The 24,173-nt window shown below is 71.2% G+C and carries 17 protein-coding genes and 1 pseudogene; 13 read left to right on the top strand and 5 right to left on the bottom strand.

All coding sequences use genetic code 11. From position 1 onward, the window contains the following. Positions 1-67 precede the first annotated feature (67 nt). Complete coding sequence (locus ACH4YP_RS41945) at positions 68-1,936, bottom strand: hypothetical protein (RefSeq protein WP_398496415.1); 1,869 nt, start codon at positions 1,934-1,936, stop codon at positions 68-70. 222 nt (positions 1,937-2,158) lie between these two features. On the opposite strand from ACH4YP_RS41945, the gene radA reads away from it, so the two are divergent. Both radA and disA read left to right on the top strand, forming a co-directional pair. Beyond that, a complete protein-coding gene (radA, locus tag ACH4YP_RS41940; protein WP_361049982.1) occupies positions 2,159-3,568 on the top strand; it encodes a DNA repair protein RadA in 1,410 nt (469 codons plus the stop codon). A gap of 71 nt (positions 3,569-3,639) precedes the next feature. Then, entirely contained in the window at positions 3,640-4,764 is a 1,125-nt protein-coding gene (gene disA / locus ACH4YP_RS41935; protein WP_361049986.1) for a DNA integrity scanning diadenylate cyclase DisA, read from the top strand. Between the two features lie 220 nt (positions 4,765-4,984). Here the strand turns inward: disA and ACH4YP_RS41930 are convergent, their stop codons facing one another. Continuing rightward, the gene (locus ACH4YP_RS41930; protein ID WP_361049989.1) at positions 4,985-5,806 is read right to left on the bottom strand and encodes a hypothetical protein; all 822 of its coding nucleotides are present in this window, start codon (positions 5,804-5,806) and stop codon (positions 4,985-4,987) included. Between the two features lie 155 nt (positions 5,807-5,961). Between ACH4YP_RS41930 and ACH4YP_RS41925 the strand changes: the two genes are divergently transcribed. The 5 genes from ACH4YP_RS41925 (at position 5,962) to cseC (ending at position 10,445) form a co-directional block, all read left to right on the top strand. Further along, positions 5,962-6,891 (top strand): A/G-specific adenine glycosylase, encoded by a 930-nt coding sequence (locus ACH4YP_RS41925; RefSeq protein ID WP_361049992.1) that lies wholly within the window; start codon positions 5,962-5,964, stop codon positions 6,889-6,891. A gap of 271 nt (positions 6,892-7,162) precedes the next feature. Continuing rightward, positions 7,163-7,720, top strand: a complete 558-nt coding sequence (locus ACH4YP_RS41920; RefSeq protein WP_398496413.1) for a SigE family RNA polymerase sigma factor — start codon at positions 7,163-7,165, stop codon at positions 7,718-7,720. Further along, the gene (locus ACH4YP_RS41915; RefSeq protein ID WP_361049998.1) at positions 7,708-8,358 is read left to right on the top strand and encodes a hypothetical protein; all 651 of its coding nucleotides are present in this window, start codon (positions 7,708-7,710) and stop codon (positions 8,356-8,358) included. The genes ACH4YP_RS41920 and ACH4YP_RS41915 overlap by 13 nt, the downstream gene beginning before the upstream one ends. A gap of 51 nt (positions 8,359-8,409) precedes the next feature. Beyond that, positions 8,410-9,135, top strand: a complete 726-nt coding sequence (cseB, locus tag ACH4YP_RS41910) for a two-component system response regulator CseB (protein WP_361050000.1) — start codon at positions 8,410-8,412, stop codon at positions 9,133-9,135. Continuing rightward, entirely contained in the window at positions 9,132-10,445 is a 1,314-nt protein-coding gene (cseC, locus tag ACH4YP_RS41905; protein ID WP_361050003.1) for a two-component system sensor histidine kinase CseC, read from the top strand. Before cseB ends, cseC begins: the two co-directional genes overlap by 4 nt. 599 nt (positions 10,446-11,044) lie before the next feature. Here cseC and ACH4YP_RS41900 read toward each other — a convergent pair. Further along, positions 11,045-12,679: an MDR family MFS transporter gene (locus ACH4YP_RS41900; RefSeq protein WP_398496445.1), complete on the bottom strand. Its 1,635-nt coding sequence runs from the start codon at positions 12,677-12,679 to the stop codon at positions 11,045-11,047. Between the two features lie 226 nt (positions 12,680-12,905). On the opposite strand from ACH4YP_RS41900, the gene ACH4YP_RS41895 reads away from it, so the two are divergent. Continuing rightward, on the top strand, positions 12,906-13,496 hold the full coding sequence (locus ACH4YP_RS41895; RefSeq protein ID WP_398496410.1) for a TetR/AcrR family transcriptional regulator: 591 nt from the start codon (positions 12,906-12,908) through the stop codon (positions 13,494-13,496). A 54-nt stretch (positions 13,497-13,550) separates the two neighbouring features. Here ACH4YP_RS41895 and ACH4YP_RS41890 read toward each other — a convergent pair whose 3' ends face one another. After that, positions 13,551-14,264: a M23 family metallopeptidase gene (locus ACH4YP_RS41890; RefSeq protein ID WP_398496408.1), complete on the bottom strand. Its 714-nt coding sequence runs from the start codon at positions 14,262-14,264 to the stop codon at positions 13,551-13,553. A 465-nt stretch (positions 14,265-14,729) separates the two neighbouring features. Between ACH4YP_RS41890 and ACH4YP_RS41885 the strand changes: the two genes are divergently transcribed. From ACH4YP_RS41885 to ACH4YP_RS41865, 5 genes and pseudogenes are all read left to right on the top strand, one after another. Beyond that, complete coding sequence (locus ACH4YP_RS41885) at positions 14,730-17,267, top strand: NACHT domain-containing protein (RefSeq protein WP_361050012.1); 2,538 nt, start codon at positions 14,730-14,732, stop codon at positions 17,265-17,267. A 65-nt stretch (positions 17,268-17,332) separates the two neighbouring features. Next, positions 17,333-19,897, top strand: coding sequence for an NACHT domain-containing protein (locus tag ACH4YP_RS41880; RefSeq protein WP_361050014.1), 2,565 nt, complete (start codon positions 17,333-17,335; stop codon positions 19,895-19,897). A gap of 183 nt (positions 19,898-20,080) precedes the next feature. Continuing rightward, entirely contained in the window at positions 20,081-20,914 is an 834-nt protein-coding gene (locus ACH4YP_RS41875; protein WP_398496443.1) for a GNAT family N-acetyltransferase, read from the top strand. 313 nt (positions 20,915-21,227) lie between these two features. Then, positions 21,228-22,169 (top strand): annotated as a pseudogene (locus ACH4YP_RS41870) (IS200/IS605 family accessory protein TnpB-related protein); the annotation flags it as partial. A gap of 202 nt (positions 22,170-22,371) precedes the next feature. Then, positions 22,372-22,572, top strand: a complete 201-nt coding sequence (locus ACH4YP_RS41865; protein ID WP_361050020.1) for a hypothetical protein — start codon at positions 22,372-22,374, stop codon at positions 22,570-22,572. 34 nt (positions 22,573-22,606) lie between these two features. On the opposite strand, the gene ACH4YP_RS41860 is transcribed toward ACH4YP_RS41865, so the two are convergent. Continuing rightward, positions 22,607-24,166 (bottom strand): carboxylesterase family protein, encoded by a 1,560-nt coding sequence (locus tag ACH4YP_RS41860; RefSeq protein WP_361050022.1) that lies wholly within the window; start codon positions 24,164-24,166, stop codon positions 22,607-22,609. Positions 24,167-24,173: the final 7 nt, after the last annotated feature.

Genomic DNA, 24,173 nt, shown 5'->3' with positions numbered 1-24,173 from the left:
GGCTCCGCCGCGTGGGCGCGACCGGCCCACGACGACCCGCGGACGACGACCCCACCCGCGGAAGCGTTCAGCCCTCCGACGGGCTCGGGTCGCCGCTGTCACTCGGAGTACCGGTGGGCGGCGGCGTGGAACCTCCGGGGGGTTCCGGCGGGGGTTCCGGCTCCGGGTCCGTCGGAGCCGTGTCGCTGGGCGTGGGCTCGGGATCGGGGCTGGACGTCGGCGGATCGCTGGGCGTGGGCTCCGGGTCGGGCCCCGGCCCGGTCGGACCGGGATGGGTCGGCGTGGGCGGGTCCGGGCGGGGCCCGGGATGCGTCGGGCTCGGGCCCGCCGTCCCGTAGCCGTCGATCGTGACGACCGCGCCCGCGGGTGCGACCGACACACTGGCGCTCCAGGGACCGATCGGCTCGCGCAGATGATCGACGTACACCTTGATCGTCAACGACTCGCCCGGGTCCAGCGTTCCTGACGACTGGCTGAGGTAGAGCCAGGACGCTCCGGTGTGCGCGGACCAGCGGACAGGTGAACTCCCGGTCGCCGTGAGGGTGATCAGTGTCGTGTCGCCGCTGGAACCGGCCTCTACGGAGAGGCCGGTTTTCTGTTGTCCCGAGGCCACGCCGATGACTTCCACGGAGACGTCGGGCGAGTCGCCGCCCGGGGTGAAGCGGGGGTCGGGCCTGGTGCTGGCGTTGCCGGCGTTCTCGTAGCCGGGTGCCTCGCCGCCGAGTGCCTCGGAGTCCTGCGCCTCGCTCGCGGTGACCGGGCGGCCGTCCACTCCCTCGCCGGTGAGGGGCACGCCGCGGTAGGCCGCCCACAGGGCCAGTACCGGGGCCGCCACGACGGTGGCGACGACGGTGGTGGTGACGGCACGCGCGCGGAGGCGGTCACGACGGGCCGCGCGGTCCTTGGGGTCCATCGGGAAACCGCGCCGGTCGAAGCGCGGACCGCCGCCCCGCGCGCGTGGGACGTGCGTCATCGCCCGGTGGAGGGCCGCGCGCGGGGCTTCGAGTACGGGCAGCGCGGCGGGCGTGACGCTGGTGCCGGGCCAGGAGCCGGGGACCGCGCGCTCCGCCGTACGGCGACAGTGAGGGCAGTCGTCGACGTGCCGGACCAGTTCGCGGCGCAGGGCCGTGCTGAGGACGAGGTGGTTGTCGCCGGTGAGCCGGGTGACTCCCGGGCAGGTGCCGGTCTCGACGACGGCGAGCGCCGCGCGCGTGCGCTCGACCTCGCAGGCGGCCGTGGCGAGGAGTTCGCGGGCGGCGGCCAGGTCCATGCCGAGGACCGCGGCGACCTCGTGCGCGGCGAGCTGGTGCCGTACGGCCAGTTCGAGCGCCTCACGCTGCTCGGGCGTCGTGCCGGCGGCCTCCGGCCAGGCCAGCAGGGCGAGTTCACGACGGCGGCGGTCCTCCTCGGCGGCGGCGAGGAGGTCGGCGTTCGGGTCGGCGGCCTGGTCCGGGATCCGGTCGGCCGTCCGGCCGCCGGGGCGGTCGGCGGCCACGGCGGTGGCGGCGCGGAGGACACCGCCGTACGCGCCCTGGGACCGGCCGTCGGCGTACGCGCCCTGGGGGCGGCCGGAGACGTGCGGGCCCTCGGAACGTCCCAGCGCATGGGCGCCATGACGTTTCTGCTTGGCCTCGGCGAGCTTGCGCAGGCACGACCAGCGGGCGAGGGCGTACAGCCAGGCCCTTCGGTCGTCGGGCGTCTCCGGGCCGCGCTGGCCGCGGCGCTCGGCCAGCGCGAGAACGTCTCCGAGGGCGGCGGTCGCCGTGTCGTGGTCGCACAGTACGGACAGGCAGTAGGTGAACAGACCGTCCAGGTACGGCTCGTAGCGCGGAGGCGGGCACTGCGCCAGCGTGCGCGCCGCCGCCCGGTCGCGCGCCTCACGGTGCGCCCGGTGTGCGCTGGTGGTGCGGGTCGAGGTCTCGGGACTGCGGCTCATCACCCGTGCGACCGTAGGGGCCCTGTGGTGGCCCCTACTTGTTGCTTGAGCACATTTAATCCGTACGGGTGAAACGATCCCTCATAAGGGGACAGGAGCCCTGAATTCCATGGCGTGTCCCTGACGAGCTGTGACCGCTTTGCGAAGCGTGCCCGGTTATCGGCACCGGGCACGGAACTGACCGGCACCGCGCTGTCAGTGGCGGCGGTTACGGTTCGTGTCATGGCTGCCCGTACGAAGACCGCGAAGGACCGGCCGTCCTACCGCTGCACCGAGTGCGGCTGGCAGGCGGCCAAGTGGCTCGGTCGCTGCCCCGAATGCCAGGCCTGGGGGACGATCGACGAGTACGGCGTGCCCGCGGTGCGTACGACGGCCCCCGGCCGGGTCACCACGTCCGCGCTGCCCATCGGCCAGGTCGACGGCCGGCAGGCGACCGCCCGCTCGACCGGCGTGCCCGAGCTGGACCGGGTGCTCGGCGGCGGCCTCGTACCGGGCGCGGTCGTGCTCGTGGCGGGCGAGCCGGGCGTCGGCAAGTCCACTCTGCTGCTGGACGTGGCGGCGAAGGCGTCCAGCGACGAGCACCGCACGCTCTACATCACGGGTGAGGAGTCGGCGAGCCAGGTCAGGCTGCGCGCCGACCGCATCAAGGCGATCGACGACCACCTGTATCTGGCGGCGGAGACCGATCTGTCCGCGGTCCTCGGCCACTTGGACGCGGTGAAGCCGTCCCTGCTCATCGTCGACTCCGTACAGACGGTGGCCTCGCCGGAGATCGACGGCGCCCCCGGAGGCATGTCCCAGGTCCGCGAGGTGGCCGGCGCCCTGATCCGCGCCTCCAAGGAGCGCGGCATGGCCACCCTGCTGGTGGGCCATGTCACCAAGGACGGCGCCATCGCGGGACCGCGGCTCCTTGAGCACCTCGTGGACGTCGTCCTGAGCTTCGAGGGCGACCGGCACGCGCGCCTTCGGCTCGTACGGGGCGTCAAGAACCGGTACGGGACGACGGACGAGGTCGGCTGCTTCGAGCTGCACGACGAGGGCATCACGGGCCTGACCGACCCGAGCGGTCTGTTCCTGACCCGGCGTGCCGAGCCCGTCCCCGGCACCTGTCTGACCGTCACGCTCGAAGGCCGTCGCCCCCTGGTGGCCGAGGTCCAGGCGCTCACCGTGGACACCCAGATCCCCACCCCGAGGCGTACGACCTCCGGTCTGGAGACCTCCCGGGTGCAGATGATGCTCGCCGTCCTGGAGCAGCGCGGCCGGATCAGCGCCATCGGGAAGCGGGACATCTACACCGCGACGGTCGGCGGTGTGAAGCTCACCGAGCCCGCCGCGGACCTCGCGATCGCGCTCGCGCTGGCCAGCGCCGCGAGCGACGCCCCGCTGCCCAAGAACCTCGTCGCGATCGGCGAAGTGGGCCTCGCGGGCGAGGTCAGACGGGTCACGGGCGTCCAGCGCAGACTCTCCGAAGCCCATCGTCTGGGCTTCACCCACGCCCTCGTTCCGGGCGATCCGGGCAAGATCCCTGCCGGCATGAAGGTCCTGGAAGTCGCCGACATGGGGGACGCGCTGAGGGTCCTCCCGAGGTCGCGTCGGCGAGAGGCCCCACGGGACGAGGAGGAGCGCCGGTAGACTTTGCCCAGGTCTCGCCCGTCCGTACGAACTCAGGGCGCCCCCCAGACACCTGCGACCGGAGGAGTGCAGTGGCAGCCAACGACCGGGCAGCAGTTCCCGGCAAGTCCGCCGGGAGTTCCGGTGCCGATGGCCTGATGCGCACCTCACTCAGCGCCGTGGCACCCGGCACCGGGCTGCGTGACGGCCTGGAGCGAATTCTCCGCGGCAACACCGGCGGGCTCATCGTGCTCGGCTGGGACAAGACCGTCGAGGCGATGTGCAGCGGCGGTTTCGTGCTGGACGTCGAGTTCACGGCGACCCGGCTGCGTGAGCTGTGCAAGCTCGACGGCGGCATCATCGTCGACAAGGACATCACCAAGATCCTGCGGGCCGGTGTGCAGCTGGTGCCCGACCCCACCATCCCCACGGAGGAGACGGGCACCCGGCACCGCACGGCGGACCGGGTGAGCAAGCAGGTCGGCTTCCCCGTCGTCTCCGTCTCCCAGTCCATGCGGCTGATCGCGCTCTACGTGGACGGGCAGCGGCGGGTCCTGGAGGACTCGGCCGCGATCCTCTCCCGCGCGAACCAGGCCCTGGCCACCCTGGAGCGGTACAAGCTCCGGCTCGACGAGGTCGCCGGCACGTTGTCCGCGCTGGAGATCGAGGACCTGGTCACCGTCCGGGACATCTCGGCGGTCGCCCAGCGGCTGGAGATGGTGCGCCGGATCGCCACCGAGATCGCCGAGTACGTGGTCGAGTTGGGCACGGACGGGCGGTTGCTCTCGCTTCAGCTGGACGAGTTGATCGCCGGGGTCGAGCCCGAGCGGGAGCTTGTCGTGCGGGACTATGTGCCCGAGCCGACGGCCAAGCGGTCGCGGACCGTCGACGAGGCGTTGTTCGAGCTCGACGCGCTCACCCATGCGGAGCTTCTCGAACTGCCCACGGTGGCTCGGGCCTTGGGGTACACGGGGTCGCCCGAGGCGCTCGACTCCGCCGTTTCGCCCCGCGGGTTCCGGTTGCTGGCGAAGGTGCCGCGGTTGCCGGGGGCCATTATCGACCGGCTTGTCGAGCACTTCGGTGGGCTGCAGAAGCTGCTCGCCGCGAGCGTGGATGATCTGCAGACCGTGGACGGGGTGGGGGAGGCTCGGGCTCGTAGTGTGCGGGAGGGGCTTTCCCGGTTGGCCGAGTCCTCGATCCTGGAGCGGTACGTGTAGCCGTCCGGCGGTTTGGCGGGGCCGGGGGGCCTTGTGTTTTGGGTGGGGGTGAGTGGGGGCTGAGTGCGCCCACTCGGCGGAGCCGCACAATGTCACAGCCCCGCGCCCCTGGGTGAGTGGGGGTCGGCCGTGTGATGTGGGTGCGGCTCTGTGGGGGTTGAGCGCGCCGTTCCCCGCGCCCCTAAAAGACTGCGCAGTTCCCCGCGCCCCTTATGGGGCGCTAGTCCTTCTTCAGGACGAAGGACGTCTGGGTCTTTGTGAAGCCCGGGGCCTTGGCTTCCACCAAGTAGGTGCCGGCTGTTGCCGCGATGGCCGGTGGGGTGGCGCACTCGGGGGCGCTGGACTTGCGGTTCCACTGGACGGTGTGGGTCACGCGGTCGTCGGCCGGGATGCGGATGAGGATGGAGGCGGCGCCTGTCGGGCAGTCGGCCGAGGACCAGATCTCGTCGTCGCTGTCCGCCTGGGTGATGGTCAGGACCGCGTTCTTGGGGCCGAGATCGAGCTTGCAGTCGCTGCCGGAGGAGTTCCTGGCGATCAGTTCGAAGGTGGGCTTCTCGCCGGGCGCGTACGCGTTGTTGACGCTGCGCAGGGTCAACTTCACGGCACCGGCGGTGCAGTTGGGCAGGCTGGAACCGGCCGGGAGCGTGTCACCGGAGCCTCCGCCGCCCGCGCCGTCGTCCACGCCGCCACCGCCCGAGGCGGATCCCCCGGACCCCTCGGACCCCCCGGAGGCCGAACCGTCCGAGTCCCCGGAGCCCGCCGAGCCGCCGGAGGCGCCGTCGCCTTCGTCGCCCGACTCGTCGCGCCCGCCCGGGGCTTGGCTGATCGCGGGATCCGAGCCGGAGGGGCCCGGTGTGATCGAGGCGGTGGGGTTCTTGTCGTTGGACCCGTCGGCGCCGTTCTTGCCGCCGCCTCCGCCGCCCGAGGTCACCACCCACGTGACCAGCAGCGCCAACACCGCGACCATGGACACGAGAATTGCCCTCCGTCGCCAGTAGATGGAGGAGGGAAGCGGCCCGACCGGATTGCGCATAGATCCCACGGCGCAAACTCTACGAGAGATCGGGGAGTTCACCGTCCCCACCCGCCGCCATGACCATCATCTTTTACAGATCATCGGCCCGCCGCACACGCATCGCGACGCCCAGCCCCGCCAAACCGCCGCAGGCGCCGCCTCATGGGAGGATCGGAACTGCCATGACTGCGCCCACGAAACCCACATCCCACGCCCAGGCCGACGCGCGAGAAGCCGTCGGCGACGACCTGCACGCCCCTGTCATCGACTGGTTCGAGGACAACGCGCGCGACCTGCCATGGCGGCGGGCCGACGCGGGACCGTGGGGAGTGATGGTCAGCGAGTTCATGCTGCAGCAGACGCCGGTGAGCAGGGTGCTGCCGGTGTACGAGCAGTGGCTCGCCCGCTGGCCGCGCCCCGCCGACCTCGCCGAGGACGCGCCGGGCGAGGCCGTCCGCGCCTGGGGCCGCCTCGGCTACCCGCGCCGCGCGCTGCGACTGCACGGCGCCGCGGTCGCCATAACGGAGCGCCACGGCGGCGACGTACCCACGGAGCACGCCCAGTTGCTCGCGCTGCCCGGGATCGGCGAGTACACGGCGGCCGCGGTGGCGTCCTTCGCGTACGGGCAGCGGCACGCCGTGCTCGACACGAACGTGCGGCGCGTGTTCGCGCGGGCCGTCACCGGTGTCCAGTACCCGCCGAACGCCACGACCGCCGCCGAACGCAAGCTCGCCCGCGCCCTGTTGCCCGACGACGAGCGCACGGCCTCGCTCTGGGCCGCCGCGTCCATGGAGCTGGGCGCGCTCGTCTGCACGGCGAAGAACGAGAGTTGTGTGCGGTGCCCGATCGCGGCCCAGTGCGCGTGGCGGCTGGGAGGCAAGCCCGCGCACGAGGGGCCGCCGCGGCGCGGGCAGACGTACGCGGGCACGGACCGGCAGGTGCGCGGCCGGCTGCTCGCCGTGCTGCGCGAGGCGGTCTCGCCGGTCCCGCAGTCGGTCCTGGACCGGGTGTGGGACGAGCCGGTCCAGCGCGCCCGGGCCCTGGACGGGCTGGTCGCCGACGGACTCGTCGAGCCCCTCGCGGGCGGTCTGTACCGGCTGCCGCTGAGCTGACTCACAGGTTCCACCGGGGTCAGTGACAGTTCGTCTTGACAACTCCCGGTGGGCAAAACGCCCCATACCCTCCCCAGTGGTCACCCCGCCTTACCCATTCCCTACTTCCGTTACACAACCGACGGACAGCCGAGCGCTTCCCGCAGGCTCGTTCGGACAGCCCCGTGACAACTGCTCCGTAACTTCATTGCCGTACCGCGGACCAGCGGTACGGCAGGCAACGGAGAACCGGCAGCACACAGGCCGGAAAACGGGGACGGAGGCGGTTGGAATGGCGCATGGCGAGGTGCTCGAGTTCGAAGAGTACGTACGCACCCGGCAGGACGCGCTGCTGCGCAGCGCACGCCGCCTGGTCCCCGACCCCGTCGACGCGCAGGACCTGCTGCAGACCGCGCTGGTCCGCACGTACGGCCGCTGGGACGGCATCGCCGACAAGCGTCTCGCCGACGCCTATCTGCGCCGCGTCATGATCAACACACGTACGGAGTGGTGGCGGGCCCGCAAGCTGGAGGAGGTCCCCACCGAGCAGCTGCCGGACGCGAGCGTGGCCGACTCCACCGAGCAGCACGCCGACCGCGCGCTCCTGATGGACATCATGAAGGTGCTCGCTCCGAAACAACGCAGTGTCGTCGTGCTGCGACACTGGGAGCAGATGTCCACGGAGGAGACCGCCGCCGCCCTCGGTATGTCGGCCGGTACGGTCAAGAGCACACTGCACCGGGCGCTCGCCCGGCTCCGCGAGGAGCTGGAGCGCCGGGCGTCCGACGAACGCGACCAGTTCGGCGCGGGTGTGCCGGAGGGTGAGGAGCGGGAGCGTTGCGCGGCGTAGGCACGACGGTTCCACGGCCCGGCGGGGCCTTGAAGGCGGTGATCGCGGCGGTGGCCGTGCTCACCGCCCTCGGCCTTTTGGTGTCCGGCTGCGGCACGGGCGGCACCGGCGCCCGGGACGAGGGCCCCGCCTCCGACTCGGTGACCGCGGGCGCCGCGGAGGCCGGCACCCCCTCCGCCTCCCCGACCAAGGAACGCGCGGACGCGATCAGGCTCGTCCGGACCGACCCGGGTGTCAGCGCGGCGGTCAAGCGCGACCTGAAGCCCTGCTTCGGCGACGAGTACCCGGTCGACGTGTCGTACGGGAACCTCACCGGCGGGACCGCGGACGACGTCCTGGTCAACGTGATGACCTGCGGCGACGCGGTCGGCGTCGGCTCGTACGTGTATCGCGAGCAGGGCGACACGTACAAGAATGTCTTCCGGGCGGAGGAACCTCCGGTCTACGCGGAGATCGACCGGGGCGACCTGGTGGTCACCCAGCAGGTGTACGGGAAGGGCGACTCGCTGGAGTATCCGTCCGGCGAGGAAGTGATCACGTACCGCTGGACGACGAACCGCTTCGCGGAGCGGGCCAGGACGACGAACGACTACAGCAAGGTGGTGGGCGGCGAGACGCCGGTCCCGACCACGAACTAGACCGGCCGCATCCGCAACCGACCCGACCGACCGAGAAACTGAGAGCACCGGATGGCAGAGCAGACCCACGTCCTGTTCGTCGAGGACGACGACGTCATCCGCGAGGCCACCCAACTCGCGCTGGAGCGCGACGGCTTCGTGGTCACCGCGATGCCCGACGGTCTGTCGGGGCTGGAGGCGTTCCGCGCCGACCGGCCCGACATCGCGCTGCTCGACGTGATGGTGCCGGGGCTCGACGGTGTGTCGCTGTGCCGTCGGATCCGGGACGAGTCGACCGTGCCCGTGATCATGCTGTCGGCCCGCGCCGACTCGATCGACGTCGTCCTCGGCCTTGAGGCGGGCGCCGACGACTACGTGACCAAGCCGTTCGACGGGGCCGTCCTGGTCGCGCGGATCCGTGCCGTGCTGCGGCGCTTCGGGCACGCGAGCGGGCCGCGGGCCGCCGGGGAGTCGGAGGGCGGCTCGTCCGTCCCCGCCGACGGCGTGCTGTCCTTCGGTGACGGTGACGGCGTACTGGAGATCGACACCGTGGGCATGGAGGTGCGCAGGGGCGGTGCGCCGGTGGCGCTGACCCCCACCGAGATGCGGCTGCTCCTGGAGTTCTCGTCGGCGCCGGGTACGGTTCTGTCGCGCGACAAGCTCCTGGAGCGGGTCTGGGACTACGGCTGGGGCGGTGACACCCGCGTCGTCGACGTCCATGTGCAGCGGCTGCGTACGAAGATCGGCCAGGACCGGATCGAGACGGTCCGCGGCTTCGGCTACAAGCTCAAGGGATGAGGCGCCCGGTGCTGCCCAGAGGGCTGCGGATCGGGCTGCGTTGGAAGCTGAGTGCGGCGATCGCGCTGGTCAGCGCGCTGGTGGCGCTGGTGCTCAGCATCGTCGTGCACAACGCCGCCTGGGTCACCATGCTGGACAACGCCCGCGATGTGCAGGACGAGCGGCTGCAGATCGCGGCGCGGTACTACGACACCTCCAGCGGGGCGGCCCGGCTGGGCACCAGGGTGGACGATCCGGACATACCCCAGGAGCTGCTGCGCAAGGTCAAGGCCGGACGGCGGGCCACCTTCGTGCAGGACAACGCCGACGGGGTGCCCGACATCTGGGCGGCCATGCCGATGCGGGACGGCCGGACCCTGTCGCTGCACACCCGTTTCACGGACCGCAGCGCCAACGTCATGGCGGACCTCGACCAGGCCCTGTTCATCGGTTCGATCGCGGTCATCTTCGGCGGCTGCGCCCTCGGCGTGCTGGTCGGCGGCCAGCTCTCGGGCCGCCTCCGCAAGGCGGCGAGCGCCGCGAACCTGGTCGCGCAGCGGCAGAGCGATGTGCGGGTGCGGGACGCCATCGGCGGTGTCGTACGGGACGAGACCGACGACCTCGCGCACGCGGTGGACGCGATGGCGGACGCGCTCAAGCAGCGGTACGAGGCCGAGCGGCGGGTCACCGCGGACATCGCGCACGAGTTGCGCACGCCGGTGACCGGGTTGCTCACCGCGGCCGAACTGCTGCCGCCTGGGCGGCCGTCCGAGCTGGTCAGGGACCGGGCCCAGGCGATGCGTACGCTCGTCGAGGACGTGCTGGAGGTGGCGCGGCTCGACGGGGCGTCCGAGCGGGCCGAGTTGCAGGACCTCAACCTCGGCGAGTTCATCAGCCGACGGGTCGCCTCGACGTATCCGGACATCGAGGTGAGGGTGGTGCACGAGTCCGAGGTCACCACGGATCCGCGCCGGCTGGAGCGGGTTGTCGGCAACCTCATCGCCAATGCCGCCAAGCACGGCAAGCCGCCCATCGAGATCTCCGTCGAGGGGCGGGTCATCCGGGTCCGCGATCACGGGCCCGGCTTTCCGGCGGATCTCCTCGCCGAGGGGCCCAGCCGCTTCCGCACGGGCAGCAGCGACCGGGCGGGGCACGGTCACGGGCTCGGCCTCACCATCGCGGCGGGCCAGGCCCGGGTGCTCGGCGCCCGGCTGACCTTCCGCAACGTGGGGCTCGATGTGGGCGCGGGGCCGGTCGAGGGCGCGGTCGCCGTCCTGTGGCTGCCGGAACACGCGCCTACGAACACGGGGAGCCATCCGATGCTTCCTTAGCTCCGCTGGGGGGCGTGGGGTAGGTGCGGGGTGTGTGATGGCGCGGGTTCGTTTGGGCTGGGTTCGTTTGGGCTGGGTGCGCGGTTCCTCGCGCCCCTGGGTGAGTGGGGGTTCGGGTGTGTGTCGACTACGGGTTCGCTCGGGCTGAGTGCGCAGTTCCCCGCGCCCCTGGGTGAGTGGGGCTCGGCTGTGAATGGGCTGCGACCCGCATTGAGCTGAGCGCGCCGTTCCCCGCGCCCCTGGGGGAGTTGAGGTTCGGGTGTGAATGGACTGCGGGCCGCATTGGGCCGGGTGCGCGGTTCCTCGCGCCCCTGAAAGGACGGCCCGCCGCTCACCGGGTGCGCCATCAGCCGTGCCCCGTAAGGGGCGCGGGGAACTGCGCAACCAACCACAGATCGTCCGCACGCAGAGCACAACGCGAGGCCCCGCGACTCAGGGGCGCGGGGAACTGCGCACCCGGGCACGGACCACCCGCACGCAGCACATGCCGCAAGGCCCCACTCCCCAGGGGCGCGGGGAACTGCGCAACCAACCCGAGCGAACCCGCAACCGGCGAACGGCCCGCAGCCGGGAAGCGCTGCGGGCCGTTCGTCGGGGGCTCAGACCGTCTCGGTCACCGTTGCCTTCGGGGCCGGGGCCGACTTCGGGGCCGGGGCCGAGTCGCTCGGGGCGCCATCGCCGGAGGCGTCCGTGGACGGTCCCGCGCCCCGCAGGGGGACCTCCTTCACGAACACCGCCGCGACCAGGGCGACGACCGCGACCACCGCCCCGAGGAGGAACGCCGAGTGCGTACCGGCGGACACCGCGTGCTGGTAGGCCTCCCGCGCCGCCGCCGGCAGCTTCGCGAGGCTCGCCGCGTCCAGCTGGGCCGACTGCTCGGTGACCTTCGAGCCCAACGCCCCGGCCCGCTCGGCCATCACGCCCTGGACCCGGTTGTTGAAGAGCGCGCCCATGATCGCGACCCCGAAGGACGACCCGAGCGTACGGAACAGCGTGGTGGTGGACGACGCGACGCCCATGTCCTTCATCTCGACGCTGTTCTGCGAGACCAGCATGGTGATCTGCATCAGACAGCCCATGCCGGCACCGAGCACGGCCATGTAGACCCCGGACGTCAGTCGCGACGTATCCGTGTCCATGAGCGACAGCAGATACAGCCCGACGGCCATCAGCGCACTGCCCACGATCGGGAAGACCTTGTAGTGCCCGGTGTTGGTGGTGACCCGCCCGGCGACCATCGAGGTGACGAGCATCGCGCCCAGCATCGGCAGCAGCAGCAACCCGGAGTTGGTCGCGGACGCACCCTGCACTGACTGCTGGTAGAGCGGCAGGAACAGCACCGCGCCGAACATCACGAACCCGGTGATGAACCCGACGACCGACATCAGCGAGAAGTTGCGGCTCCGGAAGATGTGCAGCGGCACGACCGGCGCGGCGGCCCTGGTCTGCCAGAACACGAACCCGACGAGCGCCGCGACCCCGATCCCGATCAGCTCCATGATCATGGCGGAGCCCCAGGAGTACTCACTCCCGCCCCAGGTGGTGACCAGCACGATCGAGGTGATGCCCACGGTGAGCAGCCCGGCCCCGAGGTAGTCGATCCGCGCCTGCGCCCGCTTCCTGGGCAGATGCAGTACGGCACTGATGGCGATCAGCGCCACGACACCGAGCGGCAGGTTGATGTAGAAGGACCAGCGCCAGCCCCAGTGGTCGGTGATGGTGCCGCCGACCAGCGGTCCGCCGATCATGGCGAGGGCCATCACACCGGCCATCATGCCCTGGTACTTGCCCCGCTCCCGCGGCGGAATCAGGTCCCCGATGATCGCCATGACGCCGACCATCAGACCGCCGGCGCCGAGCCCCTGGATCGCCCGGAACCCGATGAGCTGGCCCATGTCCTGGGCCATTCCGCTCAGGGCCGACCCGATCAGGAAGAGCACGATCGAGGTCATGAAGACGCCCTTGCGCCCGTACATGTCACCGAGCTTGCCCCAGATCGGGGTGGAGGCGGCGGTCGCGAGCGTGTAGGCCGTGACGACCCACGACAGGTGTTCGAGCCCGCCCAGTTCTCCCACGATGGTCGGCATGGCAGTGCCGACGATCATGTTGTCGAGCATCGCGAGGAGCATCGCGATCATCAACGCGAGCAGGACGACCCGTACGCTCCTGGGCTGCTTGCCCTCGACCTCGGCCGCTCCCTGTTCCGCTCCTGGCTCCGCCCCCGCTTCTGTCACTGCCTCGGCTGCGTCAGCCGCCTTGGTGTCCGCCACTGTCCCCACTCCCCTGGGTCCTGCCCTGCTTACTTACTTGCCGACCGCGCTACTTACTTGCCGACCGGCAAGCTGGCTACACTGGGGAAAGTAGACCCGTAACTAGCCGGGCGTCAAGTAAGTTTTTCTTTACCCAACGACGGCGAGCACCTACGACACGTAGGGACGAAAAGGACGAGGAGCGGCCACGATGGGCGGCAGCAGGCAGCGGCGGCGCGGGGACACCCGTCAGCGCATCCAGGACGTGGCCATCGAACTCTTCGCCGAGCAGGGTTACGAGAAGACGTCACTGCGGGAGATCGCCGAACGGCTGGACGTCACGAAGGCGGCGCTCTACTACCACTTCAAGACCAAGGAAGACATCCTCATCAGCCTCTTCCAGGATCTGACGAGGCCGATGGACGAGCTGATCGAGTGGGGCAGGGGCCAGCCGCACACTCTGGAGACCAAGCAGGAGCTGCTGCGCCGCTACAGCCTGGCGCTCACCGACGCGGCCCCCCTCTTCCGCTTCGTACAGGAGAACCAGGCCACGATCCGCGAGCTGAGCATCGGCGACTCCTTCAAGGACCGCATGCTCGGGATGCTGGACATCATCAGGGAGTCGGACGCCGCACTGACGGACCAGGTCCGGTGCGTGAGCGCCCTGTTCACGATGCACGCCGGGATGTTCGCCCTCAAGGACATCGAAGGCGACCCCGAGGACAAGCGGAAGGCCGTCCTGGAGGTCGCCATCGATCTGGTCACGCGGGCACACGCCGGCGCCGCCGCCGAGTCGCACTGAGGCCTGAAAGCCTGGAAGCCTGGAAGCCTGGAAGCCTGGAAGCCTGGAAGCCTGTTAGAGGCTCACGCCCTTCGAGCGCAGGAAGGCGACCGGGTCGACAGCCGAGCCGTAGCTCGCCTTCGTGCGGATCTCGAAGTGCAGGTGCGGCCCGCTGGAGTTGCCGGTGTTGCCGGACAGGGCGATGCGCTGGCCGGTCTTCACTATCTGGCCGGCCTTCACGTCCACGCGGGACAGGTGCGCGTACTGCGAGTACGTACCGTTGCCGTGCTTGATCACGACGGCGTTGCCGTACGCGGGTCCGTCACCGGCGCCGTTGCCGCCGGCCTTCACCACGGTGCCGCCGTGCGCGGCGACGACCTGCGTGCCGGAGGCGACGGCGAAGTCCTGGCCGGAGTGGGTGGACGACCAGAGGTTGCCGGCCTGGGCGAACTTCGCGGAGAGCTTGTACTTCTTGACGGGGTCGACCCAGGAGGCGGCCTTCTTCGCCGCGACGGGCTTGGCGGCGGCCTTCTTGGCCGCTGCCTTGCTCTTGGCCTTCGTCTGGGCGGCGGCCTTGGCCTGCGCGGCGGCCTTGGCCTGCGCGGCGGCCTGCTGCTGCACCGAGACGGCGGCGGAGCCCGGCAGCGCGACTGCGCCGGCCTTGGCGTCGGCGGCGACCGCGACCCCGGCTCCGAGCGCGGCCGAGGCTCCCAGGCCGAGAGCCATGGCGGCCGCCCGGACACGGAGCTTGGGCGTGCCGGGAAGGTGGGACGTGATGCGCTGCGACATGGGGCTACCTCCGGGGGACGGACTTCGGGGGACGGGCATCAATTCACCCGGCGCGCTGTCGGCGCACCGGGCGAGGCATCCCTTGGTAACCCGCTCCCCCGCCATCCCACAAAGGCCCCATCTACGATCTCAAGTCGTACTTGACACCGAAACTTCCGACTCCTTGACAAGAGAAACCTCTGGGACGAAATCCTCCGCCTTCCATAGGTGAAGTCGGGTTTATCCCCACTTCAGGGCCGTCCGCCGCAGCCCCGGACCCATCACTCCCGACCCGCGCCCCACGGCCTCCGCGCCCGTCACCACCCCCGGGCCAAAGGTCCTTTTTGCCCGTTTCCACTCCACCACTACTCGCCCTAGTACCGGACAAATCGCCTGTGCGTCATGTCACCGGAGGGCATGATCCAGGGGCCGGGGAATGTGGCGGGGGCTACACAAGGGCCCAGGTGGTTCGCCTACGCTCGGTGCATGGTCGACGCCGGAGTGCTCGGAGCCCGTATCGCGTCCAGCGCGGTCGCACCGCTCGTGAAGAAGCTCTTCGTGAAGGACCAGCCGGGGGCCGGGCTGGTGAGCAGACCGGTACGGATATCGGCGCTGGTGTCGTTCGGCCGGGAGAAGCGGAGCGTCACGCCGAAGGACGTCGAGAAGGTCGCGGCGGAACTGGTCCGCAGGGCCCTCAAGACGGCCGGGCCGGGAGAACAGCCGGTGACGGCCGAGGAGGCCACGGCGGTCACCCACGCCCTCGGGCATTCACTCGCCTCGCTCGGGACGCTCACGATCGAGGACTACGAGGCCGTGGACCTCGGACCCGAGGAGTTCGCGCGCGCACTCCGTTCCCACGCGGCCGTCATCTCGTACGGACTCAGCGGTGACGGCGAGCTCTTCTACGAGCAGCTGCTGCACACGGCCGCGCTGCACATCCTGAACTTCTTCACCCAGCGCTCCACCTACATCGCCCGGCAGCAGACCGCGCAGAGCCGGCAGCTGGCCCGGCTGGTGCGGGCCGTGGACGTCCTGCTGGGGCGCCTGCCCTCGCAGTCGGCCGAGGACGCGGGGTTCGAGGCGCGGTACGCGGAGCACATCACCGGGCGGTACGGAACGCTGACCATCTACGGCCTGGACGCCGGCACGAGCGAGTGGTCGCTCGACACCGCGTACCTCAGCCTGGAGGCGACCCGGGAGCGCGACGGGCAGGACCGCGGACTCCAGGTCCCCGCCGAGCAGGTCCTGGCGCAGCACGACCAGGTGCTGCTGCGCGGGGTGGCGGGCTCGGGGAAGACGACCCTCGTCCAGTGGCTCGCGGTGACGACGGCGAGCCGTACGTACGACCACGGCCTGACGCATCTCATCGGACGGGTGCCGTTCGTCCTGCCGATGCGCAGGATCGTGCGCCCGGGGACGGAGTTCCCCATCCCGGGGGACTTCCTGAAGGCGGTCGGCTGCCCGGTCGCCGGGGAGCAGCCGGCCGGCTGGGCGGAGCGGGTGCTCCGGGCCGGGCGGGGTGTGCTGCTCGTCGACGGGATAGACGAGATCGCCGGTGACCGCCGGGACGCGGCCCGGCGCTGGCTGCGCGAACTGACCCGGACCTTCCCGGGAAACCTGTGGCTCGTCACCTCCCGCCCGTCGGCCGTGCCGGAGAGATGGCTGGAGGCGGCCGACTTCCACGAACTCACGCTCTCCCCGATGGCACGCGACGACGTCGCCACGTTCGTACGGCGCTGGCACCGCGCCGCCGGAGCGGACGAGAGCGAGGGGCTGTCCCTGCTCCAGGCCGTGCGGACCACGTCCGAGCTGAACCGGCTGGCCACCAACCCGCTGATGTGCGGCATGCTCTGCGCACTCCACCGCGACCGGCGCGGCTTCCTCCCCCAGGACAGGAAGTCCCTGTACGAGGCCGCCCTGACCATGCTCCTCGAACGGCGGGACCGGGAACGGGAGTTGGACCACCCCGACGGACTGCGCATCCCGTACGCGACCCAAGTGCAGCTGCTGCAGAAGCTGGCGTGGTGGCTCATCCGCAACAGCCGCGCGGAGATGGACCGTTCGGACGCGCTGCACATCATCGGGCAGGCGGTCCCCGCGGTGAATCTCGACGGGACCGCCGAGGACGTCTACCACTCGCTGCTGCTGCGGTCCGGCCTGCTGCGGGAGCCGGCGGAGGCCCGGGTGGACTTCCTGCACCGGACCTTCCAGGACTACCTGGGGTCCCGACTGGCCGTGCAGGAGCTGGACTTCGACCTGCTCGTGAACAACGCGGAGAAGGACGACTGGGAGGACGTCATCCTTCTCGCCGTCGCGCACGCCCGGCCGAAGGAGGCGGAGCAGATGCTGCGGCGGCTGGTGGGGCTGGACACCTCGCGCGGGAAACTGCTGGCCGCGGCGGGGCTGCGGTATGTGGCGGAGGTGGAGCCTTCGGTACGGGGGCTCGTGGAGCAAGGGGTGGAGTCGCTGGTGCCTCCCCGCGAGCGCTCGGAGGCCGAGGAACTGGCACGCGCCGGTGGCGATCTGGTGCTGGCCCTTCTGCCGGGTCCGGAAGGAATCGACAACGAAACCGCATACCTGGTGGCGTGGGCGGCCGCCCAACTGGGCAGCGACGCGGCACTGCACTTCCTGACCGGCTTCCGCGATCACCGTGACGCACAGGTCCAGTACGTCCTGGCCAGCTCCTGGCACTACTTCGACCGGGAGCTCTACGCGCGCGAGATCCTCGCGCACATGGTTCGGCAGACCACGGTGACCGTCCGCAACCCCGAGGAACTCCGCATCCTCCGTTCCATCGGCGGCTGGGCGCACATCGAGGTCCTCGGCGCCTACCGGGTCAAGGACCTCACGGAACTCATCGTGCCCGAGCAGCTCACCGCTCTCGTGCTGGAAGCACCGCATCCGGTCGAGGGGCTGGCCTGGCTCTCGGCCTTCCCCAACCTTGAGCGGGTCCTCCTGGACACGGAGGCAAGCGAGACCGAGCTGCAACAGGTACCCGCCGGGATAGTCGTCACCACCCTCTGATCCAGCCCCAGTTGACCTACCCTTGACTCCCACAACTGCCCCACCCCACAGGGACCTTGATGCCCATGGAGCCCGTTGTCCGCATCCCCTCCCCCCACGCCGCACCCCTCGTACAACGGCTCTTCCGCACACCGGAGACCCAGCTCTCCCCCGCCCCCGGACTGATCGCCGCGTTCACCACCTGGCGCGGCGCCGACGCCCCCGTACCCCCGGACGAAGTCCACCGCACGGCCGCCGAGTTCATCCAGCTGGCCGCCGAGAAGCACACCACGCCGACGTCCGAACTGCCCGCCGTGGTCGACGTCCTGGCCCGTACGCTGCTCGCCGTCGGGGAACTCGACCTCACCGACGTGGACGCCGTACGACTGGGGCCGCAGGACTACGCGCGCCGGCTGCGCGGGGCCGTGCCGGGCGCGGACCGGGGGCTGTCGCCCGACGCCGCGTGGTTCCACGACGCGCTGCTCGTGAACGTGTGTCTGCACGTGCTGAACCACTTCATCGGACGCTCGCCGCACATCCAGCAGCACATGCCGGAGCGCGCGAGCCGTATCCGTCAGCTCGTCGATCTCAACGACACCGAGGCGGCGGCCCGCCGGCCCGAACGCTCCCGGCAGGACGCGGAGTTCGAGGCCCGTTACGCCGAGGAGGTCGTGCGCCAGCACGGCTGGCTGACCATCGTCGGTGTCGACTTCCCGAACGCGCCGGACCGCTGGCTCCTGGAGGACACGTATCTGAGCCTGGAGGCCGAGGAGAGCACCGACGGCGGGGAGGCGGGCGCTCAGCGGACCGTGCTGCTCGCGGACCGGGCGCTGGAGGGGCACGAGCGGGTGCTGCTGCGCGGGGTGGCGGGCTCCGGGAAGACGACCCTCGTCCAGTGGCTCGCCGTGGCGACCGCCCGCGAGGGTGCGCGGGTGCCGTTCGTGCTGCCCGTACGCCGTTTCGCCCGCGAGGGCTTTCCCGCTCCCGACGACTTCCTGCGCGCCGTCCGCCACCCGCTCGCCGACCGGGCGCCGGAGGGCTGGGTCGTACGGACGCTGCTCGCGGGCCGGGCCCTGCTCCTGGTCGACGGGATCGACGAGGCCCCGGAGGCGACACGCGGCGAGCTGCGCGACCAGCTCCGCCGTCTGCTGCGCGTGTTCTCCGGCAACGGCTGCCTGGTCACCTCGCGCCCCTCCGCCGTGGCGGACGGCTGGCTCGCGGAGGAACGTCTCGCGGAGGAGGGCTTCGCCGAGCTGTCGCTCGCGCCGATGTCCCGGGACCAGGTGACCCGGTTCGTCCGGGACTGGCACACCGCGGCGATGGGCGACGACAACTGCCGTGAGCAGCGCGACCGCGACGAGCTGAAGGAGTACGAGCAGCGGCTGCTGCACTCCGTACGTATCTACCGGGAGCTGCGCCAGCTCGCCACCAACCCCCTGATGTGCGGCCTCATATGCGCACTGAACCGGGACCGCTCCGGCTCCCTCCCGCACGGCCGCAAGGAGTTGTACGAGGCTGCCCTGGAGATGCTCCTGCAGCGCCGCGACCCCGAGCGGGACGTGCTGTACGCGGACGACGTGCGCCTCCAACAGGAGCCGCGGGAACGGCTGTTGCAGAAACTCGCGCACGCCATGCTGGAGGACGGCGTCTCGGAACTGCCGCGCCGGCGGGCGGTCTCCATCCTGGAGGGCGCGCTGCCCGCGATCCCCGCCGCGCGCGCGGCGGGCGACGGGGAGAAGATCTTCGGCCATCTGCTGCACCGCACCGGGCTGCTGCGCGAACAGGCGGGCCTCTCGGTGGACTTCGTGCACCGCACCTTCCAGGACTATCTGGCCGCCAAGGAGATCGTGGCGCGCGGGCGGCTGCGCGATCTGGTCGACCACGCCCACCAGCCCGAGTGGGAGGAGGTCATCCGGATGGCCGCCGCCCACGCCCGCCCCGAGGAGTGCGGCGACTTCCTGGAGCGCCTGCTGTCCGCCGCGCCCGCGCTGCGCAGACCCCAGGTCAACCACCGCCGGCTGATGGCCGCGGCCTGCCTGGACCATGTCACCGAGCTCGACCCGTCGGTCCGGCGGCTCGTCCACGACCGTACGAAGAACCTCGTGCGCCCCACGAGCGAGCTCGGCGCCCGCAGTCTGGGCTGGGTGGGGCCCATCGTCCTGGAGCTGCTGCCCGACCCCGAGCAGGTGCCGAGCGACCAGCAGGCGCTGCTGCTCGCCCTCACGGCGACCCGGGTCGAGGACGACGCCGCCATCGACTACCTGGCCCGGCTTCGGGGGCGTTCCTCGCTCGCGGTGCGGACCGAACTCGCCCGGCCCTGGAGGCACTTCGACACCGAGCGGTACGCGCGCGAGATCATCGCCCACCTGGATCCCGACGGCGTGTACTTCCCGGTCTCCGACACCGCCGAACTCGCGGCCCTGCGTCACCTCGGCGGCCGCCCCAGCGTCCAGGTGGCCGGTGTCATCCCCGTCACCGACCTCATGGACGGCCTGGACCGCGACCGGCTCACCCATCTCTGGCTCAACGCCGAACCCACCGACCCGGACATGTCCTGGCTGTCGCTCTTCCCCAACCTCCAGGTCCTGCGCGTAAATCCACGCCTGCCACGCGTACGGAACGTGCCGGAGGGGGTGACGATCACGGCGTAGCCCAAGGCGCCCTCTGTCTTCGGTCTGCGGTCTGCGGTCTGCGGTCTGCGGTCTGCGGTCAGGGGGCACCCACCCGCCCGTCACCGCACGCGCCATCAGGCCCGAGGATGTGTGGGTGTGAAGGCGAATTCCGGGTGCGGCGTGGCACGGTCCCGTGGTCGGATGCGCCGCATGAGCGACTAGCTGCGTGCCCATATCGAGCAGTACTACGCCACCGTGCCCTTGCTGTTCTCCGACGCCGAGGAGTTCGGTTCCTTGCGGCTGTTCGTGCGCAGGAAGCCAGGTGCCCCGTACTACGGCGGCCCCAGCCATGCTCAGCCCGCTGCTGAGGGGGCGTCGTCCGTGACCGCCGCCGACATCGCCCGGGTGCGGGCTCGACAGCGTGAACTCGGTGTGCCGGAGGCTTTCGAGTGGCTGGCCGAGGCGGCTCCGACACTGCGTGCCGGCATGGAGGCCGCCGGTCTGCCAGTGGCGGAACGCCCGCTGATGGTTCTGGATCCGCATCGACAGGTTGATCCACAGCCTTTGCCGGAAGGCGTGGAAATCCGTGCGCTGACGGCTGATGATCCCGTGTTGCCCGCAGCCCTCGCCCTTCCGCGCCTGGCCTTCGCCGAAGAGGGCACCTCGGTGGGCTCGGCGGGCCGCGAGGAACTGTCGGTGGCCGCAAGGGAACTGACCGAGGACGGCACCGTGGAAACGGTCCGCCCCACGATCCGCGCCGGGCACAAAGCGCTCATCGCCGCCCTCGCCCTGGACGGCACCCCGCTGGCCGCCGGCCACTACCATCCGGCCGGCGGCACCACCGAGATCGGCGGCATCGGCACCCTTCCCGTCGCCCGCCGCCAGGGGCTGGCCGCAGCCGTCACGGCGGGCCTGGTCAGCCACGCCCGCGACCACGGGGTGAGCACTGTCTTCCTCGCCTACGCGGAGGACGGCGTCGCTCGCATCTACTCCCGCCTGGGCTTCCGCCCTGCCGACAGCACACTTCTCATCGCCAACCAGCCCGCACGATCGTGATTCCGCAGGCCGAGGAAGGGGCCCCGCCGGCTTCGTTGGAGGCAATGGCGACGCTGTTCTTGTCGAGTTCCATACCCGCTGCACCGCATGCGTTCGCTACGGACTGCGCCTGCCTAGTGCGGGCTCTCCTGTCGGCGCTCCTGCGAACGCCGTTGGTGAATCCGGTCAGCGGTCCAAGTGTCTTCACAGTCCCAGTGACACGCCGTGAACGCGGCGCGTCACTGGGACTGTGCGCACACTTGTCCTCACCCAACGCAATTCAGCCCCGATTGAGCTGAAACCACACCCCTTTGCCCTGACCTGTCGGCGTCACCCCGCACCGCTCCGACATCTGGCCAACGCCCCGCACGGCCGGTACGTCCTCGCGTGCCGGGTCGCGTTCGCCCACCGGGGCGGCGAGTGGGCGGACCGCGTGACGGCCAACCGGGCGATCGCCTACCGCCTCCACCTCGATGCCGGCCGGGACCGCTGGTACCTGACCGCGTCCTGGCAGATCACACCCACCCCCACCCTCCCCATCGAGGCCGCGCTCGCCCACGGTGTGATCGGCGTCGACATGAACGCCGACCACCTGGCCGCCTGGCGCCTTGACAGCCACGGCAACCCGACCGGCAGCCCGCGCCGCTTCTGCTACGACCTGACCGGCACCACCCAGCACCGCGACGCCCAGGTCCGCCACGCCCTCACCCGCCTCCTGCACTGGGCCCGCACCTGCGGCGTCAAGGCGATCGCCGTGGAGGACCTGGACTTCGCCGCCGAGAAGACCCGCGAGAAACACGGACGCAAAAAACGCTTCCGGCAGCTGATCTCCGGCATGCCCACCGGAAAGCTCCGCGCCCGGCCGGCGTCGATGGCCGACGCCACGGGTATCACGGTCATCGCCGTCGACCCGGCCTACACCAGCCGCTGGGGCGCCCAGCACTGGCAGAAACCCCTCACCAGCACGACCCGCAAGACCACCCGCCACGACGCAGCCGCCGTGGCGATCGGAAGGCGTGCCCAGGGACACCCGATCCGGCGACGGACGACACCGCCCCCTGCTCACCGGAGTGATGAGCAGGGGCATCGGACCGTCCAGGCCAGACCAGGAGTTCCCGGGCGTGAGGGAACCCGCCCCCGCATCCCCGGACCACGGACACGATCCGTGCCGCCCGGACGCGGAGCGAACGCGGGCAACCAGAACGCCCAACACCGTCCGGGGCGTTCGATTGAGCATGAGTCCTGGCAACAGGACTCACTCCCGCTCAGTCTCTAGGAACGGTGAACAGGGTGTAGCTGATTCCATGGCTGACGCCTCCAGGGCGCTGAACACTGGACGTGGACCGGGAAGAACTCGGAATGTCTGCGACTCGTCGACGGGCGCCGGTCGCGGTGGCTCCACCGCCCCCCATGGGTACGGGCCCACCCGGAATGGGCCCCGAGAATCCGGCGGTGCTCTTCCACGACACGGCACGTGCATGCGCATACGTCGACAGCGAGGCTTCCTCATCGGAACCCGGCACAACAGGACGGCCGTTCAGCTCGCTCTCGACGCCAGCAACAACCCGATCGCCGTGACGAACTACTCGACCCTGTCCGCCGCCGACCGCGAACTCGTCCCCACGGAAGAGGACTTGAGCCGAGTGGTCCAGAACGCCATCGACGCCGTACAGCCCTGAGCGTGCGGGTGAGTGTGCGCGGCGCACGAACTCCCTATCCGCCCAGCAGCGGCAGCGCCCCGAACACATGCTCGCGCCAGAGCTGCCGCGACGCCTCCTCCGGGTACGGGGCCACCGCGGGCTTCGCGTCGAAGAGCCGCACCTCCCGCCGCTCGGCGTCGTACGCGGGCCAGCCAAGGTCCTCCCCCGCCGCGAACCCCGTCCAGGCGGCGCGGACCAGCCGCGACAACTCCTCGGCCTCGGCGGGCGGTTCCTCCCCGAGGAGCAGCGCGGGCAGCCCCTCGCCGAGGTTGCCGAACACCAGCGGTACGTCGAGCCCGTGGCAGGCGCCCAGCATTCCGCCCATGCCCGGCGCCTCCCAGACCAGCTCGTAGACGTGCGCGCGACCGCCGCCCGCGATCTGAGCCTCGGCCAGCCGGAGCGAGGGCATACGGAACAGCCAGTCGGACTGGACGAGTTCGAAGAGTTCCTCGGCACTCGCGTCCGGGAAGGCGGCCCGGTAGGCGTCACCGCCCGCGGCCCCGCCGGGCCCGAACACCCGCAGCGCGACGGCGGCCTGATCCTCCGTCACCTCGCCGGTCAGGCCGCGGAGCAGCATCATCAGCCGGAACTCGTCACGGGTGTGGCCGACCACGAGTTCGACGTCCCGTCCCGCGCCGGAGGCCAGCGCCTCCCAGGGTGCGGCCGGCAGCACGTCGCCGTCGACGACGGGCGCGACCGGGATCAGCGCGTGGGCCGTCGGCCCCCACCGGTCCGCGAACGCCCCGCCCTTCGCGCCGACCGCGTCCGCCACCGCGGGCAGCCGTCGCGGGGCCACCTCCGCCAGCTCCTCCGCCGTCGGGCGCACGCCCAGCTCCGCGGCGAACTCCCGGGCGATGTCGGCGGCGAGTTCGGGCGAGAAGAACGTACCGGGCACGCTCTGTGCGACGGCCCGGCCGAAGAGCCCTGCCGCGCGCGGCATGGTGAGCAGCGCGGCCACCGAACCCGCGCCCGCCGACTGGCCGACGACCGTGACGCGGCCCGGATCGCCGCCGAAGGCGCGGATGTTGTCCCGCACCCACTCCAGCGCGGCGACCTGGTCGAGCAGGCCCCGGTTGGCGGGCGCTCCCTCGATGTGCGCGAACCCCTCGATGCCGACCCGGTAGTTGAGCGTCACCACGACGACGGCGCCCTCCCGCGCCAGCCGGCCGCCGTCGTACTCGGGCAGACCCGACATCCCGATGACGTACGCGCCGCCGTGCATCCACACGATCACCGGCAGCCCCGCGACGGGGTCCGGGTCGGGCGTCCAGACGTTGAGGGTCAGCCAGTCCCCCTCGTCCACCGCGTCGCCGGACACCAGGGCGTCCATGCCGAACGCGGCGGACTGCGGAGGCGGCGTCCCGTACGCGACCGTCTTCCGTACGCCGTCCCAGCTCCGCACGGGCACCGGCGCCCCGAACCGCAGTGCGCCGACGGGCGGTTCGGCGAACGGGATCCCCTTGAACACCGCCGATCCCGACACCTCTCCGGCTCCCCGCACCACACCTGCCGTCGTACGGACCTCGGGTTCGTCGGCACCCATCACGGCTCCCTCCGCAGACAGTCCGGTCATCGCGGAT

It is taken from the genome of Streptomyces sp. NPDC020747 (genome assembly GCF_044334695.1).
Lineage (GTDB): Bacteria > Actinomycetota > Actinomycetes > Streptomycetales > Streptomycetaceae > Streptomyces.
This window is presented reverse-complemented; position numbering and strand designations above follow the sequence as displayed.

Excerpts from the sequence above, each read along its gene's own strand:
- ACH4YP_RS41890 (WP_398496408.1), bottom strand. The coding sequence starts at position 14,264 with ATGTCGCAGCGCATCACGTCCCACCTTCCCGGCACGCCCAAGCTCCGT.
- ACH4YP_RS41920 (WP_398496413.1), top strand. The coding sequence starts at position 7,163 with ATGGCGCATGGCGAGGTGCTCGAGTTCGAAGAGTACGTACGCACCCGG.
- ACH4YP_RS41865 (WP_361050020.1), top strand. The coding sequence starts at position 22,372 with ATGCGCATACGTCGACAGCGAGGCTTCCTCATCGGAACCCGGCACAAC.
- ACH4YP_RS41860 (WP_361050022.1), bottom strand. The coding sequence starts at position 24,166 with ATGACCGGACTGTCTGCGGAGGGAGCCGTGATGGGTGCCGACGAACCC.
- ACH4YP_RS41885 (WP_361050012.1), top strand. The coding sequence starts at position 14,730 with ATGGTCGACGCCGGAGTGCTCGGAGCCCGTATCGCGTCCAGCGCGGTC.
- cseC (WP_361050003.1), top strand. The coding sequence starts at position 9,132 with ATGAGGCGCCCGGTGCTGCCCAGAGGGCTGCGGATCGGGCTGCGTTGG.
- radA (WP_361049982.1), top strand. The coding sequence starts at position 2,159 with ATGGCTGCCCGTACGAAGACCGCGAAGGACCGGCCGTCCTACCGCTGC.
- ACH4YP_RS41880 (WP_361050014.1), top strand. The coding sequence starts at position 17,333 with ATGGAGCCCGTTGTCCGCATCCCCTCCCCCCACGCCGCACCCCTCGTA.
- ACH4YP_RS41895 (WP_398496410.1), top strand. The coding sequence starts at position 12,906 with ATGGGCGGCAGCAGGCAGCGGCGGCGCGGGGACACCCGTCAGCGCATC.
- cseB (WP_361050000.1), top strand. The coding sequence starts at position 8,410 with ATGGCAGAGCAGACCCACGTCCTGTTCGTCGAGGACGACGACGTCATC.
- ACH4YP_RS41925 (WP_361049992.1), top strand. The coding sequence starts at position 5,962 with ATGACTGCGCCCACGAAACCCACATCCCACGCCCAGGCCGACGCGCGA.
- ACH4YP_RS41945 (WP_398496415.1), bottom strand. The coding sequence starts at position 1,936 with ATGAGCCGCAGTCCCGAGACCTCGACCCGCACCACCAGCGCACACCGG.